This is a genomic window from Bacillus cereus group sp. Bce041 (assembly GCF_052646455.1).
Genome location: NZ_JBQXON010000002.1, coordinates 629,850 through 646,527 on the forward strand (window position 1 = coordinate 629,850; position 16,678 = coordinate 646,527).

Consider the following 16,678-nt stretch of genomic DNA (forward strand, 5'->3'; position numbering starts at 1 on the left):
TATTAATTATTCCCCTTATAATCACAATGTTCAACCGGAACACGAGCATGCCCTTCTTCATCGGTACACCATGACTGTGATTGGAATGCAAGAAAGATACCAATCCATTCTTCTTCCTTTTCAAAGTGAATGAGTATCCCTCCATCTTGCCATATTCCATCATCACCTTTCCATTTTTCTACATTCCCTTGATTCATATGAATATCATGTATACCGTTTCCTGGTTTGAAATGAAAATAGGAATCTGGTGTATTTTCTTCTGGTCCCCATCTTTCACCAAACGCGTAAATAATTGCTTTTTCTTCTATTGCTCGTTTTATATAACGTTCTATTTTTTCATTTAAATCATTATCTTCTCCTGCTTTTTCGGGAGGCAAAGGAATCATTTGATTTGAGTCAAATAAATTTCCTCTTACATAATCTAAAGCTACTTTCGGTTCATTGTTTTTTATTTCTGTAAAACCGAATGGTAATGTCGGTAAAATATGAATCGCCTCTGACCGAATATTGTTACTCGCAAAATATAAAACTTCTGATGGATAACTTTGCGATTTTACGTTAATTGCAATACGATAATCTACTCCTGTCTCGCCCTGTAAATGAACTTGATAATGAGGTGTTTTCCCTTTTCCAATCTTTGATTGTATAACTGTACCTTTTAACACACCGTAGTTTTTTAGGGGCATACATTTCATCTCCTATTCATTTAGTAGAAGCTATTCATATTTAAATCATTATCCACTCATAAAAAAAATCCTCCTATGTTAGGAGGATTTTTAATTTCTCAACATATACCAAACAATAACCTCTACCACTACAAGCAAAACCGCACCAAAGATCATTAACGTCGTCTTCTTTAATAGTTCATTTTCACGGTAAGGGATATTACATAAGTAAGCACCTAGTGTAATCCGTGATGGACAAGCGATTGTCGCTACTGATGATGCGGTGTTTTGAAGTGTTGTGACATATTGCCACGGGAGTGCTACGTTTTGTGCAGTTTGCATTTGTAGTTTTATAAACATTGCATTTGATCCTGCGTTACTACCTGTTAAAAATCCACCAATAGCGCCAATAAACGGAGCAACGAAAACGAAAAACGTTCCAAATGTGTCACCAGCTGTCTTTGCGAGTAATGAATGCATGCCTGATGCACCCATTAGTTCTGAAATGGCGATAAACATTGTCGTCGTAATAGCAAATGGAATCCATTGTTTTATCGTTTGTGAGAGTGATTGTTTCATAATATTAGACGGGATGCGGAAGAAAATAATAGTAAATAAGCAAGTCATACCGAGCCAAAATCCTGGTGAATATAGTAACTCTAGTTTGTAAGAGTATGATTTCAAATCAAGAACCGCATATGATCTAAACAAATCATGTAATGCTGGAACGAGGCGGGAAAGTAAAATACAAACTGTTAGAAATATATAAGGGCTAATAATTTTTATAATGGATATTTCTCTCTCCGTTGCAGCCGCATGTTCTGTTATAAGATTTTGCCCACTTTTTCCTTTTAATTTAATGATAAGAAAGCCAAATGTAATCGTAACGATAGAACTTAATATCCCGGCTAGTTCAACACTTACGTACGCATTAGAAAGATAGATTCCGAGAGAAAATAATAGAAAGAATCCTACTCCTTCTTTCCACTTTTCTATAACCGCTTGCCAGCCGCCAACAACGTGTAAAGAAAGAATAACAAAGTAAGCAAACATCGGAATACTTAATAGCGCTGTATTTGTACCAAGTGTTGTAAGAGGCATATTTATTAGCTGCGAACCGATAATCGTACCAGTTGCCATTGCGCCCCATGAACTAGCTAGTAAGCCGATGAATGAGAGCAGTACAGCTTGAAATGGTTTATATCCTAGTGAAAGAAAAATAGGTGCTGCAACCATGAAGCCGATACCGAATCCACTTACTGATTCAATAAGCGGGCAAATGCCAAAACACATAAGCAGCATTTGTAATAAGCGATCCTGAGTAACTTCTTCTAGAAAACGTGCTACTTGATCGATGTACCCCATTTTGTTCATGAGGTGAAATAAAAAAATACCGAAAAATAAAACGTACCCGACAATAAAACAAATTAACCATCCTTTAATCGTTGCGTGTACAGTTTCACTTATCCCTAATTGAAACGTTGGCGAGAGTAAAACGATTCCAACAGACACAGCATAAGAAATTAACGAAGACCTTAATGACGTTTGTTTAAATAAAAATAAACAAATGAAAATCATCATAATTGGGATAAGTGCCAACAATATGGCCATATTATCATCTCATTTCGTTTAAAATACAATTTTTAACTATTATATAACAGATGCTATAATTTTCAATTGTTTTTACAACAGATTCAAAAAAGGAACCAAACGGCTCCTTTTCATTCACTCCCATTTTCTATTATCCTGAAAAACTGTCTGCTTTCCGACTATTTCTTTCAACACAACAAACACAATGTAAGTACATATTGCTTGCAATATAATATTCCAAAATTTCATTAATGTAAATGAATGAATCCGTAGAAATAATTCGTTTAATAATACAATCGAAACGATACTAAATAATTCTATACTAATCGAAAATAGACATATTTCTATAATAGACTGTTCTTGAATGCGATTTAAGTTGGAAAAGATGAATACATACCCTAAAAATAGAGCCATTAACTCTATTTTCGTCATGCTAATGAGCCAAGCGTATAATGGTACAGTTAAAAATAGATATAGTAATTTACGTCTTAGCATGCCTTCTCCCCCTCTGAATTATATGTATTTTCTGTATATTTTAACATTTATTACGCAAAACAAAAAGAAGAGACTACGCCTCTTCTTTTTGTTTTGTTGCATATATTAATTCACATATTTCTTCTCGCTTTTCATTTTCTAAAAGCTCAATGACCTTACTTCCAACGACAACTCCGTCGCATATTGTAACCATTTCTTCTACATGTTCTTTTGTTGAGATGCCGAATCCAGCGACTACTGGTAAGTTGACGTGTGATTTTACTTTTTCTAAGTAACTATGAATCTCCTCTTTAAAGTTTTGACGTACTCCCGTTACGCCCGCTACTGTAACAGCATAAACGAACCCTTCTGATTCACTCGTAATTTTTTCAATTCTTTCAATAGGACTCGTTACGGTAACGAGTGGGATGAGCGCAATGTTTACCTCTCGAAGTAACGGCGCAATAATATTTTGTTCTTCATACGGTAAGTCTGGAACGATAATACCATCCACACCGGCCTCTAAGCACTTCTCTACAAATCGTTCTTTTCCGAATGCAAGTACTGGATTTAAATATGTCATGAGTACAAACGGAATTTGCACTTCTTTCCTTACCTCTATTAATGCTTGAAAAATACCTTTTACTGTTACACCGCTATCTAGCGCTCGTTTCCCTGCTCTTTGAATCGTTGGACCGTCTGCGACTGGATCCGAAAACGGAATGCCGACTTCAACGATGCTCGCTCCTGCTTCATCTAAAAAACGAATTCTTTCTTTTAATTTTTCAAAGCCACCATCTCCGCCCATTACATACGGAATAAATGCTTTCTTACCATTTTCAAACGCTGCTTTAATTTTTTCTACTCCCATTTTTTACACCTCTTCCATATAACGTTTTATACTCTCTACATCTTTATCCCCGCGGCCAGATAAACAAATGACAAGCCCTTCGTCTGTCTTCATTTGCGGCGCTAATTTTAACGCGTATGCGATAGCATGTGAACTTTCTAACGCCGGGATAATGCCTTCTTTTTTCGTTAATAATTGAAATGTTTCTAATGCTTCTTCGTCTGTTATCGACTGATAAGAAACGCGGCCAATATCTTTTAGCAAGCTATGTTCTGGACCAACACCTGGATAATCAAGTCCTGCTGAAATAGAGTGTGCTTCTTGAATTTGTCCTTCTTCGTTTTGCAGAAGATACATCATTGATCCGTGGAGAACGCCAACGCTTCCTTTCGTTAAAGTTGCTGCATGCTTTTCTGTATGAACGCCTTTTCCAGCTGCTTCTACGCCGTAAAGAGCAACTTCTTCATCATGTACAAATGGATAAAACATTCCCATCGCGTTACTGCCACCGCCAATACAAGCAACGACTGCTTCTGGTAACTTTCCTTCTAACGCCTCATATTGTTTTTTCGTTTCATTTCCAATTACACTTTGGAAATCACGTACAATTTGCGGGAATGGATGTGGTCCGAGAACAGATCCCATAATGTAGTGCGTATCATGCACATGTGAAACCCAGTAACGAAGCGCCTCGTTTACCGCATCTTTTAATGTACCACTACCTGCCGATACACTTTCTACTTTCGCTCCGAGTAATTCCATTCGGAACACATTTAATTTTTGACGTCTTACATCTTCTTCTCCCATAAAAATGACGCATTCTAATCCGAGAAGAGCACATACAGTAGCTGTTGCAACTCCGTGTTGTCCAGCTCCTGTTTCAGCGACAACTTTTTTCTTGCCCATTCGCACTGCAAGTAGTGCCTGACCGATTGTATTGTTAATTTTATGAGCTCCTGTATGATTCAAATCTTCACGTTTTAAATAAATCTTTGCACCTCCGCAATACTTCGTCATATTTTCAGCGAAATAAAGCGGTGTTTCTCTTCCGACGTACGTTTTTAAATAATGATTTAATTCCTTTTGAAATGCTTCATCTTGCATCGCTTCTTTATATGCTTCTTCTAGTTCTAGTACAGATTGCATTAACGTTTCTGGAACGTATCGTCCTCCGTATATACCGTAATGTCCTTTTTCATCTGGATATGCGTAGTTCATTTGGAACACTCCTTTGCTTTTATAATAAATTGTTTTATTTTCTCTACATCTTTCTTTCCTTCTGTCTCTACTCCGCTGCTCACATCGACCATATAAGGCCGAACAGTTCGAATTGCTTCTTCTATATTAAGAGCGTTTAATCCACCAGCTAATATCGTTTTCTTTCGCAATTCTTTTGGCATATGCCCAAGTAGTTCCCATGAAAATGTCTTTCCATTTCCTCCATGAAACTTTTCTTTCGGGCTATCAAATAATATATAATCCGTTTCATACCTTTGAGCGTTTTTCATATCACTCTCTGAAGTTACTCCTAGCGACTTTATAGACGGAATATTCAATCTTCTAATTTGATGATTGTCTTCATCCCCATGTAGTTGTACATGTGTTAACCCACACTCATCTGCAATTTTCCGGATCACTTCTACTGATTCATTTACGAAAACACCAATTTTTAACACGTTGGCTGGAAGCTCCTGAATGATTTCTTTCGCTCTCTTTGGAGTGATTTTCCGTTTACTTTCTGCAAAAACAAATCCGAGTGCATCTGCGCCGTATTCGCACGCACTTTTCGCTGTTTCCACATCAGTGATGCCGCAAATTTTCACTTTCATATATTCACCTTACAATCTTCAAAAAAACTACTAATAGAAGATGATGTCATAAGCGCCTCTCCAACTAATACACCTTTGGCCCCAGCTCTTTTAACACGAATAATATCTTCTTTTGAATGAATGCCACTTTCACTAATCCAAAGTAGTTTCTCCTCATTCAATCTTTTTCCAAGCTTTTCCGTTTGGCTTAAATCTACTTCGAACGTTTTTAAATTACGATTATTAATGCCAATAACGTGCGGATTTAATACAATCGCAGTTTCTAATTCCTGTTCATCATGAACTTCAACAATCGCTTCCAATCCTTTTTCTAACACGTAGCTATACAACTCTTTTAACTTCTCTTTCGTTAACGCTGCTACAATTAGTAAAATAATATCTGCTCCCGCTTCATATGCTCTATCAATTTGAATCTTATCGATTATGAAATCTTTACATAAAAGCGGAATGTTACTTTCTTCTCTTGCTGTTTGTAAATCGTGAAACGACCCTTTAAAAAATTGACCATCTGTTAAAACAGATACTGCTCCTGCACCACATTTCTCATATGTTCCCACTTGTTTTCGTACGTCAACGTGTAAATTGATATCTCCTTTTGATGGTGATGCTCGCTTTACTTCTGCAATGACAGTAAACTGCTGTAACGCTTCTACAAGTGAATGTGTCTTTCTTTTTGTTTTTACTGGTGTATATATTTCATACAACTCCGCAACTTCCCTTTGCTTCTGTTCTACAATTTCATCTAAAATCGTCCCCACTTTAGTTCACCCTTTCTAATTTTTCATTGCTTGCTGCAATTAATAAGTTTAATTTGGTTAATGCTTTTCCAGAGTCAATGCTATGTGCCGCGAGTTTAATTCCTTCTTCAATCGTTTCCGTTTTTCCATTTGCGAAAAGAGCTAGACCTGCATTTAATAAAACTGTATCACGATAAACACTCTTTTCTCCGCTCAATACTTCAAGCGTAATCTTTGCATTTTCTTTTGAATTCCCCCCTCTAATTTCTTCATTTTTCACTCTTGAAAAACCATACTTTTCTGGATCAATACTCATTTCTACTATTTCATTATCTTTTAAAAAGACTACGTGATTTTCCCCTTGTAATGACGCTTCATCTAAAAAACCACTTCCATTTACGACAAGCGCTTGTTTCCGGCCTAACTTTTGTAATACTTCTGCAACTGGTAATAACATATCTCGTTTATAAATACCGACAAATTGTGTTTCTAAATTCACTGGATTTGTTAAAGGACCAATTAAATTAAAGATCGTCGGCACGTTTAACTCTTTTCTTATTTTCATAATGCGCCTTAGTGCTGGATGCATCACTGGTGCAAATAAAAATGCAATGCCCACATGCTCTAGTAAATAATCAATTTCGTTTGGCGTACTACTAATATTTACACCTAGTTCTTCTAATAAGTCTGCACTTCCTGTTTTACTAGAAACAGCACGATTACCATGTTTTGCAACCTTTACACCTGCTCCTGCCAGTACGAATGCTGATGTTGTGCTAATATTAAACGTTTGAGCACCGTCACCACCCGTCCCGCAATTGTCCATTGCTCCTTGTATATGGTTCGAAAACGGCAATGCCTTTTCGCGAAGAGCTCGAACGAGACCGTATATTTCTTCTGCAGTTTCACCTTTCGCTTTCAGTAAGACTAAGAAAGCTGCAATTTCACTTTCTAATATGTTTTCACTTAATAAAAGTAGTCCTGCTTTATACATTTCCTCTTCTGTTAAATGTTGACCCTCCACTAATTTACGAAGATAGTTATTCATACTCTTTCCTCCTCTTTTATTTCTGTTAAAAAGGCACGTATTAACTTTCCGCCTTCTTCTGTTGCGATTGATTCCGGATGAAACTGTAATCCGAAGAGCGGATAATAATTGTGACGGACTGCCATTATCTCTCCATCGTCCATCGCTGTCGCTAATATGTCAAAACACTCTGGCAAGCTCGTTTGCTCTGCAACAAGGGAATGATAGCGCATTGCCGTTAGCGGCTGTGTAGCGTATGAAAAGATTGACGTTCCGTTATGTTTCACACGCGATGTTTTTCCATGTTTAATACATTCTGCTCTAACAATGTCTCCTCCAAATGCAGCTATGATCGCTTGGTGGCCAAGACAAATCCCTAATATGGGAACGTTCTTATAAAAATGACGGATGACGTCGATACAAATGCCAGCATCCTCTGGTTTTCCTGGTCCTGGTGAAAGTACAATTCCTCTTGGATTCACCTCTTCTAACTGTTCTATCGTTATTTCATCATTTCTTACAACTACAATTTCTTCTTCATGTTCGCCTAACAGTTGATACAAGTTATATGTGAACGAATCGTAATTATCGATAAGTACAATCATTTCATTACCTCCAAAAGCGCTCTCGCTTTATTTAATGTTTCTTCATATTCAGCTACTGGATCTGAATCGTAAACGACTCCTGCTCCTGCCTGAACATATGCTTTTTCATCCTTTACGACCATCGTTCGAATGGCGAGCGCCATATCAAGATTTCCTGAAAAACTAACGTATCCAACTGCACCAGCGTATACATTTCTTTTTTCATTCTCTAGTTCATTTATAATTTCCATCGCTCTAATTTTCGGAGCTCCAGAAACCGTCCCTGCTGGTAAGCAATACGCTAACGCATCAAATCCGCCCATTTGTTTTTGCAATGTTCCGTAAACTTCGGATACAATGTGCATAACGTGAGAATATTTTTCTACTTTCATATATTTATCTATCGTAACCGAGCCGATTTCACTCACTCTACCAATATCGTTTCGCCCAAGATCTACAAGCATCATATGCTCTGCTCGCTCTTTCTCATTGCCTAACAGTTCTTTTGCGATTTCCTCATCTTCCCTCTTCGTTTTCCCCCTCGGCCTTGTACCAGCAATTGGATTCGTCATCACTTTATCCTCCCTTACTGATAGTAAACTTTCCGGCGAGGAACCGAGTACAACATAATCTTGAAAATCGATATAGAACATATATGGTGATGGATTTGCAATTCGAAGTTTTCGATATAACGCGAATGGATCACCAATACATTCACTTTGTAAACGCTGTGACAGTACAACTTGGAATATGTCTCCCGCTCTTATATATTCTTTCGCCATTTCTACCATCTCACAAAACTCTTTTTCCGTTATAGAAGAAGTGAATGATAATGGGGATTGTATTGCATTTACTTCAGCTTCTTCTCCTTGTAGCACTTCCTCTTTGTATACTCGTAGCCTTTCGTATACTTCTTCATAATCTGCTGAATCATCTTGCCTGCATACATATACAAACGACAACTTTTGGCGTAAATGATCGTAAACGATAAACTCACGATATAGTAAAAGGTGTACTTCCGGAATATTTAATGGGTCGTGTAAATCCGCTCCAATGTTTTCATACTGCCGAATGACATCATATCCAATATAACCAACTGCTCCCCCGCAAAATGGAAATGGACTCTCTACTTGAGCTGACGCGATCACTTCTTCTAACACTTGAAGTACGTTACTTTGCAACTTTTCTGACCGGCCGTAAATCGTTCGTTCCACTTCCGTACCAACGCTTTTCACTTCTCCATAAGGATTACATCCTAAGTAAGAATAACGCCCTTTATCTTGATGAAGCTGTGAACTTTCTAATAAGAATTTCTTCTTCCCTTTCATACGTCTATATAAAGAAATTGGCGTAATGCTATCTCCTTCTTCTTCAGTGATTACTAAAAATGTCTTTCTCTCTCTTTTTTGTTTTATAAATTCTTCTTTCGTCATCATGTCCTTCACCTCGCCCTGAAAAATAAAAAAATCCTCTACATATCGAAAATATGTAGAGGACGATAAATATACCGTGGTACCACCTCGTGTTGGATGCAAAAGCATCCCGCTTTGTTCAGGTACAAAATTTATACCTTATCCTTGTAACGGCGGAACCCGGGTTGCCTACTGAAAATAATTGTTCAGCATACCTCTCGTAAGCCCATTCCGTATATGGTACCGTACCGGGCTCCCACCTATTCCCGGCTCTCTGTAACGTCTCCAATATACGTACTCTTCTTACTTAAACGATTTCACTTATTTAATTTTTTATACACAAAAAGGGAGTACTCATCCTATAGAAAGGACGGGTACTCCCGTGGTGCCACCTTAATTCGTTACAAATGTAACGCACTTTACCGTATCAAAAACAATACGTGTCTCTTGTATCGATGAGATCATGTCGCCAAAGCCTACTTCTTTCGTTTCGGTTTGGAAGCTCCGAAGCCCATTCCACATCAATTCCATACTGATTCGCACCAACCATCAGCTCTCTGACATGTTCATCATGTGTACTCTTCTTCATCAACGCTTGCATTTTTTTAAGTTGCACTCATTATAGACCTAACTTTTTTCACAAGTCAATACTTTTCCAAAAATTTTATTTTTCTTTCCTTTCAATATTATATTGACAAAACAACCTCTTTTTATGTAAATATAATAAATACTCTATTAAAAATAAGGTTTTTTGTATGAATATTATATATTAAAAAAGTAAAATGACATCAAAAAACGCTTACATTTCTGAAAATTCGTATTTCTATATGGATTTTTCAGAATAATCATGATAGATTATAAAGTGAAACTTTAATCAGTGAGGGTTTTGTTCTCCCCACTGATTATTAGTTGAACCAATCGGGCATTTACGGGCAGTTGATCTCCCACCTAATTTCCTTGCCCAGCCAATTTTAAGGTGGGAGTTTTACTGCCCGTTTATGCGGGATAAATATGCATAACGCATCAAAAGACATGACAAAAGGAAGGGGAACTACATGAGTACACAGATGTTAACTTTAACTTCTATCTCAATTTACATGCTCGGGATGTTAGTCATTGGCTATTTCGCCTATAAACGAACGTCCAACTTAACAGATTATATGCTTGGCGGGCGTACACTAGGCCCCGCAGTAACAGCATTAAGTGCTGGAGCATCCGATATGAGTGGTTGGCTTTTAATGGGGTTACCCGGTGCAATGTTTAGCGTTGGATTAAGTAGTAGTTGGATTGCGATCGGCCTAACACTAGGCGCATACGCAAACTGGCTTTATGTCGCTCCTCGCTTACGTACCTACTCAGAAATTGCAAATAACTCTATTACTATCCCAGAATTTTTGGAACACCGTTTCCACGACAAATCTCATATGCTACGTTTAGTATCTGGACTTGTTATTATGATTTTCTTTACTTTCTATGTAGCTTCAGGATTAGTTTCAGGCGCTGTATTATTTGAAAATTCATTTGGCATGAACTATCATGTTGGATTATTCATTGTAGCTGGCGTTGTTGTCGCTTACACATTATTTGGTGGTTTCTTAGCAGTAAGTTGGACAGACTTCGTGCAAGGAATCATTATGGTAGTTGCTCTTATTCTTGTTCCTACCGTTACAATTATGAATGTAAATGGACTTGGTCCTGCATTTAGTACAATTAAATCGATTGATCCAACATTATTAGATATTTTTAAAGGTACTTCTGTATTAGGAATTATTTCATTATTCGCATGGGGCCTTGGTTATGTTGGACAACCTCATATTATCGTACGCTTTATGGCAATCTCTTCTGTAAAAGAGATTAAAAGTGCACGAAGAATTGGTATGAGCTGGATGATTTTCTCTGTTGTCGGAGCTATGTTTACCGGTCTTATCGGTATTGCATACTACTCACAACAAGAGTTGACATTATCTAATCCAGAGACAATTTTCCTTGAACTTGGGAAAATTTTATTCCATCCACTTATTACTGGATTTTTATTAGCAGCCATTCTAGCAGCGATTATGAGTACAATTTCATCACAGCTACTCGTTACTTCTAGTGCTGTAACTGAAGATTTATATCGTACATTCTTCAAACGTTCTGCATCTGATAAAGAACTTGTATTTGTCGGTCGTATGGCTGTACTTGTTATTGCATTAGTTGGGTGCGCATTAGCGTTTAAACAAAATGATACGATTTTAGCTCTTGTTGGATACGCTTGGGCTGGATTTGGTTCTTCATTCGGACCTGCTATTTTATTAAGCTTATATTGGAAACGTATGACGAAGTGGGGCGCACTTGCCGGTATGATTTCTGGTGCCGCTACTGTTATTATATGGACTCAATTCAAATTCTTAAAAGATTTCTTATATGAAATGATTCCAGGTTTCGCTATTAGTTTACTAGCCATCGTAATTGTTAGTTTACTAACACAACCTTCAAAAGAAGTTAAAGAGCAATTTGAGGATTTCGAAAAACAACATCGTCATAATTTATAAAAAAATCTCTGCTGTTATCATAACAGCAGAGATTTTTTACAGTTCGACAATCTTCTTATCAAATTTAACAAATTCTTTATGTTTCGTTAAATTTAACATAACACTACTCCTTTATAGTATGAGTATCAGCACTTATACAGAAAGGGGACTCCAACATGTTAGCAGCTTTCCAGCAACAACAAACACGAAAATTTTCACCTATCACAAATACTTCTGCGTCTTGTTTAAACATGCAACCTAACCCGCCTAAAATTTCAATTGCTCCTTCTGTTATTTCAGTCATCGGTGTTCATATGGAAAAACATAAATTAAAAATAAAAACAGGACAAAACATTGTGTTATCAGCTTCCATTTTACCAATACAAGCAACGAATAAAGAGCTTATTTGGTCAAATATGAATTCTGATATCATCACCATATATCCAAAAGGTGACACCGTGACGATTACTGGAAAAAGTGCAGGTAAAGCAGTCGTAATTGTCACAACTGCTGAAGGCAAATTTCGTGACCTATGTGTCATTCATGTACAACCTTATATGACAAATCCAAAGTAAAAGAGTGGCTTCATAGCCACTCTTTTACTTGATTTCAATATTTGAGTTTTTACTTTTTACAAGATTAATAAAAAACTTGGATATAACCATACATCTTTTTTTGATGGAAATTCCACTAAACTTTCCCTCTCTTGATTTAAGTCAATGAATCTCCTCCTCTTCCCTATTACAATGAAAACAATATTAGAAAAGGAGGACGTATTATGACTGAACGAAAGTACGCCTTATTTGCTAGCACATCTCTTCTTGTTATGGCATTCATTGCATTTTTCTCTTACGGTTTTGTTCATGGAAATCTCGTTATACAAGGAGATGCGAGTACAACATTCCATAATATCCAAACTTCAAATTCACTTTTCAAAGCGGAAATTTTCGGGTGGATTATCATTTTTATCACTGATATTGTCGCCGCGTGGGCTCTTTATTTCTTTCTAAAACCAATTCATACTAGCCTCTCATTACTAGCCGCTTTACTTCGTCTTATGTATACAGCTATACTTGGGATTGCTATATTCAATCTAATATTGGTATTATTGCTTTCAAAAAATACAATTGCGAATCCAGAAACATATACAATGTTGTTTCTCAGTGCATTCGAATACATTTGGTCTGTAGGATTGATCATTTTTGGATTGCATCTTTTCGTTTTAGGCTATGTAGCTTTTCTCTCTAAACAGATACCAAAGTTTATTAGTATACTGCTGTTCATTGCTGCTACCGGTTATATGCTAATTCACGTCATGAATACAATGTTTACACAATACGATACAATGATTTCAATCATACAATCACTATTCCAATTACCTATGATTGCAGGTGAATTAGGACTTGCGATATGGCTACTATTGAAAGGTGGTAAACACTCTAATTAAGCCGTTTCTTAATTCTACTTAATGATTCTGGTGTCATGCCAAGATAGCTTGCTAGCTGATATTGTGGAACGCGATGAATTAAATACGGGCGTTTTCGTAACAATGTTTTATATCGCTCTTCTGGTGTCGATGAGATAAATACAGCAAGTTCATCTTGTACTTCACCGAAATTGTACTCGATCATTTTACGCGTCATTTCTTCTAATTGTGAATACTTATTATACATGTCCTTTTCACTATGTAGATCACCAACAACTACAGTACAATCTTCTAAACACGTTAACGTATATGATGAAGATTTATCTTGTTTATGATGGTTGAAATTCGAAATTGCCTGTTCTTCTGTATAAAAATTTGATGTAACTTCTTTCCCTGCTTCATCTATACTATGTTGCCTAACGCATCCTTTTAATACAAAATAACATTTTAACGGAACATTTCCTTGTCTTAGGAGCACTGTTCCTTTTTTATATTCTTCAATTTGTAAGTCACTGAGGATCATTTGCTGCTCTTCTTCACTTAGTGTTGTAAATCTATTCATATACTTCTTTAATATCTCTTAAATTTTCTTCCCCCTTCTACGCCCGTATTTCTATAAAACAAAAAGAGAAGTATCACAACTTCTCTTTTCTCCCCTAACACTATAATTCCTGTGTATACACTGGCTCATTTACGACATTTTTTGCTGTTCGCTTTTGTTGCTGCAGTAAGAAAACAGATACACCAAACAATACGAGCATGCTACCGATAATTTGCATTGCATTTAATTTTTCTCCAAGTAAAAAGAACGCAAGTATAGAGGCTCCAACAGGTTCTCCTAAAATACTCATTGAAATTGTCGTTGCATTTACATAATTTAATAGCCAGTTATTAATTACATGTGACACTGTCGGCACAACCGCAAGTAAAAGAAAAACAGTCCAATCCCACTTCGTATAACCTGTAAAGGGTACTTGTAATATAACATTATAAATCCCCATAAAAAGGCCTGCGAACGCAAAGACTGTAAAGCTATAAATCCAGTGCGATACTTTCTTCACTGTCGTTTGCCCGATAAATAAATAACCGACAACCGCTATTACACTTAGAAAGGATAATATGTCACCATAAATTGCTTGCTTACTTAAACCTAAATCTCCCCAACCAATGCACATTACTCCTAAAATAGCGATTCCCATCGTTGCAATGGCTGAATATGTTGTTCTTTCTTTAAATAGAAAAAAACCTCCAACTAAAGATACGATTGGTTGAAGTGCCAAAATAATTGTTGAACTAGCAACTGTTGTATGCTTTAAAGATTCAAACCATAAAAGAAAATGAAGTGCTAAAAAGAAACCAGATCCAATTAAAAAGCCCCAATCTTTCATTTGAATCCTATTAAATTCCTCTCTTTTTTTCCATACGATAGGCAGCATAATAAGTACGATAATCCATAAGCGGTACATACTTAATATTGAAGATGGTGCTGAGGACATCTTTACAAAAACTGCTGCAAAGGAAATGGCAATTATAGAAATAGCCAATGGTAGTGCGATTGATTTTTCTTGTTTCAAATCCTGTCTCCCCTCTCACCTGTCAAAAATCCCACTTCATTATATCCGTTTTCTTTCGTAACTTAAATACTAATTTTTTAGATTCTTCGTACCATTATGGTAAAATAGAAATTAAGGCACCAATTAGTGAATATTTCTTTCCTTTTCACTACAAGCGTCGCTCTTACAATCGTTACAGTAAATTTTTATTTAGGGGGATCTACATGAGTCAAACAATAGGGAGAATTGAAGAAATTTCATTTTATAGCGCATCACTTCAAGAAGATGTTACACTTCTCGTTTATTTACCAGTAAATTACACACCACTGCACAAACATACAGTTGTAATTGCACAAGATGGTAGAGATTATTTTCAGCTCGGTAAAGCGCACCGTGTAATTGAGCGCCTTCGTGAAACCGAAGAAATTGACCGTACAATTATTGTCGGTATTCCATATAAAAATGTACATGATCGTAAAGAAAAATATTTCCCAAATGAAGTGAAAAATGCTGCATATATTCGTTTCCTTGCTCATGAACTTGCACCATATATTGATGAAAATTATCCAACGTATCAAATGGGAAAAGGTCGTGTTTTAATTGGTGATTCTCTTGGCGGAACAGTTTCCTTTATGACTGCACTTATGTATCCGCATACATTCGGTAAAGTCGTTATGCAATCACCATTTGTGGATGAGACAGTGATGAACTTAGCAAAAGAATTCAAAGATCCACAGGCGTTAGAACTGTATCACGTCATCGGTACAGAAGAAACGGCTGTAAAGCGTACTGATGGACAAGTATCTGATTTCGTAGGGCCGAACCGTGAGTTAAATACGCTTCTTACAGATAGAAACTTCATCACGCATTACGAGGAATTTGAAGGCAATCATACTTGGAAATATTGGCAGACTGATTTACCGAAAGCCTTCTCTCATATTCTATCAATGAAATAATAGAGAGCAGTATTCAGAATAATTTGATATAATAGATAAAGAGATTTATTTATCTCAAAATCTAACTAGACTTACAAAGGGAGGAATTGGAACATGAAATTAGGCATTGTAATTTTTCCATCTAAAATGATTCAAGATAAAGCGAACGGATTGCGTAAACGTTATGACCCGCACTACGCATTAGTTCCGCCACATATTACATTGAAAACACCCTTTGAGGCGCAAGATGAACAATTAGAGTCGATTGTAAACGAGTTACATACAATCGCAAGTAAAACGAACCCTTTCACCCTTCATGTTGGGAAAGTTGGTTCTTTCGCACCTGTTAATAACGTCCTTTACTTTAAAGTAGAAAAAACACCTGAACTTACTTTCTTAAATGAAGAAATGCATAGCGGGTTATTCACGCAAGAACGCGAATATGCTTTCGTACCTCATTTAACAATCGGACAAGGCTTATCAGATGCAGAGCATGCTGATGTGTTGGGCCGATTACGTATGAAAGATTTCTATTACGAACAACCAATTGATCGTTTCCATCTTCTATATCAATTAGAAAATGGAACATGGACTGTACACGAAACATTCCGTCTTGGAAAGGGGAACAACTAATTTGCACGCACAGATTGTACAAACGGACGAACAACTAAGAGATGCATTCTCTGTACGTAAACAAGTGTTTGTAAATGAACAACATGTCTCTGCTGAAGAAGAGTACGATGAGTTTGAAGAAACTTCAACACACGTTGTTATATATGACAATGATGTTCCAGTTGGTGCTGGACGTTTTCGCATCCTTGATGGTATAGGAAAAATAGAACGCATTTGCGTGCTAAATTCCCATCGCAAAAAAGGCATCGGAAAAATTGTTATGGATTCGCTTGAAGCGTATGCAAAAGAAAATTCGCTACCAAAATTGAAACTTCACGCTCAAACACATGCTGAAGATTTCTATAAAAAACTTGGATATGTAACAAGTTCTGATGTATTTATGGAAGCAAATATCCCGCACGTCGTAATGATAAAAGAATTGTAATTTGAAAGCAGGAGGTGACCCCTCCT

18 protein-coding genes and 2 other annotated features are annotated in these 16,678 nt (G+C 36.7%); of the genes, 6 read left to right on the forward strand and 12 right to left on the reverse strand.

Annotated features, from left to right (window positions below):
* Positions 1-2 precede the first annotated feature (2 nt).
* The 10 genes from ACUN13_RS09230 to trpE form a co-directional block, all read right to left on the reverse strand.
* Positions 3-686: a DUF2278 family protein gene (locus tag ACUN13_RS09230; RefSeq protein WP_025690128.1), complete on the reverse strand. Its 684-nt coding sequence runs from the start codon at positions 684-686 to the stop codon at positions 3-5.
* Positions 687-776: 90 nt separating this feature from the next.
* The gene (locus ACUN13_RS09235) at positions 777-2,276 is read right to left on the reverse strand and encodes an L-lactate permease (protein ID WP_025690130.1); all 1,500 of its coding nucleotides are present in this window, start codon (positions 2,274-2,276) and stop codon (positions 777-779) included.
* Positions 2,277-2,390: 114 nt separating this feature from the next.
* A complete protein-coding gene (locus ACUN13_RS09240; RefSeq protein ID WP_025690132.1) occupies positions 2,391-2,750 on the reverse strand; it encodes a DUF4029 domain-containing protein in 360 nt (119 codons plus the stop codon).
* A 73-nt stretch (positions 2,751-2,823) separates the two neighbouring features.
* Positions 2,824-3,600, reverse strand: coding sequence for a tryptophan synthase subunit alpha (gene trpA, locus ACUN13_RS09245; protein ID WP_025690135.1), 777 nt, complete (start codon positions 3,598-3,600; stop codon positions 2,824-2,826).
* A gap of 3 nt (positions 3,601-3,603) precedes the next feature.
* Positions 3,604-4,797, reverse strand: a complete 1,194-nt coding sequence (trpB, locus tag ACUN13_RS09250; RefSeq protein WP_445423760.1) for a tryptophan synthase subunit beta — start codon at positions 4,795-4,797, stop codon at positions 3,604-3,606.
* The gene (locus ACUN13_RS09255; RefSeq protein ID WP_000865147.1) at positions 4,794-5,408 is read right to left on the reverse strand and encodes a phosphoribosylanthranilate isomerase; all 615 of its coding nucleotides are present in this window, start codon (positions 5,406-5,408) and stop codon (positions 4,794-4,796) included. Before ACUN13_RS09255 ends, trpB begins: the two co-directional genes overlap by 4 nt.
* On the reverse strand, positions 5,405-6,166 hold the full coding sequence (gene trpC / locus ACUN13_RS09260; RefSeq protein ID WP_000536678.1) for an indole-3-glycerol phosphate synthase TrpC: 762 nt from the start codon (positions 6,164-6,166) through the stop codon (positions 5,405-5,407). Before trpC ends, ACUN13_RS09255 begins: the two co-directional genes overlap by 4 nt.
* A 1-nt stretch (position 6,167) precedes the next feature.
* A complete protein-coding gene (gene trpD, locus ACUN13_RS09265; protein WP_025690138.1) occupies positions 6,168-7,193 on the reverse strand; it encodes an anthranilate phosphoribosyltransferase in 1,026 nt (341 codons plus the stop codon).
* Positions 7,190-7,777 (reverse strand): aminodeoxychorismate/anthranilate synthase component II, encoded by a 588-nt coding sequence (locus ACUN13_RS09270; protein ID WP_000636322.1) that lies wholly within the window; start codon positions 7,775-7,777, stop codon positions 7,190-7,192. Before ACUN13_RS09270 ends, trpD begins: the two co-directional genes overlap by 4 nt.
* The gene (gene trpE, locus ACUN13_RS09275; RefSeq protein ID WP_025690139.1) at positions 7,774-9,192 is read right to left on the reverse strand and encodes an anthranilate synthase component I; all 1,419 of its coding nucleotides are present in this window, start codon (positions 9,190-9,192) and stop codon (positions 7,774-7,776) included. Before trpE ends, ACUN13_RS09270 begins: the two co-directional genes overlap by 4 nt.
* Before the next feature lie 52 nt (positions 9,193-9,244).
* Positions 9,245-9,489, reverse strand: a binding site (T-box leader).
* 42 nt (positions 9,490-9,531) lie between these two features.
* Positions 9,532-9,769, reverse strand: a binding site (T-box leader).
* A 454-nt stretch (positions 9,770-10,223) separates the two neighbouring features.
* Here trpE and putP point away from each other — a divergent pair.
* The 3 genes from putP to ACUN13_RS09290 all read left to right on the forward strand — a co-directional run bounded on the left by putP (position 10,224) and on the right by ACUN13_RS09290 (position 13,128).
* Positions 10,224-11,702, forward strand: a complete 1,479-nt coding sequence (gene putP, locus ACUN13_RS09280) for a sodium/proline symporter PutP (RefSeq protein WP_025687709.1) — start codon at positions 10,224-10,226, stop codon at positions 11,700-11,702.
* A 155-nt stretch (positions 11,703-11,857) separates the two neighbouring features.
* Positions 11,858-12,256, forward strand: a complete 399-nt coding sequence (locus ACUN13_RS09285) for an Ig-like domain-containing protein (RefSeq protein WP_000878734.1) — start codon at positions 11,858-11,860, stop codon at positions 12,254-12,256.
* Positions 12,257-12,459: 203 nt separating this feature from the next.
* Positions 12,460-13,128 carry a DUF4386 domain-containing protein gene (locus ACUN13_RS09290; protein WP_025687710.1) on the forward strand — a complete coding sequence of 223 codons (669 nt, stop codon included), beginning with the start codon at positions 12,460-12,462 and terminating at the stop codon, positions 13,126-13,128.
* Here the strand turns inward: ACUN13_RS09290 and ACUN13_RS09295 are convergent.
* The gene (locus ACUN13_RS09295) at positions 13,121-13,669 is read right to left on the reverse strand and encodes a Crp/Fnr family transcriptional regulator (RefSeq protein WP_232732725.1); all 549 of its coding nucleotides are present in this window, start codon (positions 13,667-13,669) and stop codon (positions 13,121-13,123) included. The two genes, ACUN13_RS09290 and ACUN13_RS09295, sit on opposite strands and share 8 nt — an antisense overlap.
* 100 nt (positions 13,670-13,769) lie before the next feature.
* The gene (locus tag ACUN13_RS09300; protein ID WP_000806939.1) at positions 13,770-14,681 is read right to left on the reverse strand and encodes a DMT family transporter; all 912 of its coding nucleotides are present in this window, start codon (positions 14,679-14,681) and stop codon (positions 13,770-13,772) included.
* Positions 14,682-14,884: 203 nt separating this feature from the next.
* On the opposite strand from ACUN13_RS09300, the gene ACUN13_RS09305 reads away from it, so the two are divergent.
* From ACUN13_RS09305 to ACUN13_RS09315, 3 genes are all read left to right on the forward strand, one after another.
* Positions 14,885-15,616: an alpha/beta hydrolase gene (locus ACUN13_RS09305; RefSeq protein ID WP_000084013.1), complete on the forward strand. Its 732-nt coding sequence runs from the start codon at positions 14,885-14,887 to the stop codon at positions 15,614-15,616.
* A gap of 93 nt (positions 15,617-15,709) precedes the next feature.
* The gene (locus ACUN13_RS09310) at positions 15,710-16,228 is read left to right on the forward strand and encodes a YjcG family protein (RefSeq protein ID WP_000765863.1); all 519 of its coding nucleotides are present in this window, start codon (positions 15,710-15,712) and stop codon (positions 16,226-16,228) included.
* Position 16,229: 1 nt separating this feature from the next.
* A complete protein-coding gene (locus tag ACUN13_RS09315) occupies positions 16,230-16,652 on the forward strand; it encodes a GNAT family N-acetyltransferase (RefSeq protein ID WP_025687711.1) in 423 nt (140 codons plus the stop codon).
* The last annotated feature ends 26 nt before the right edge of the window (positions 16,653-16,678 follow it).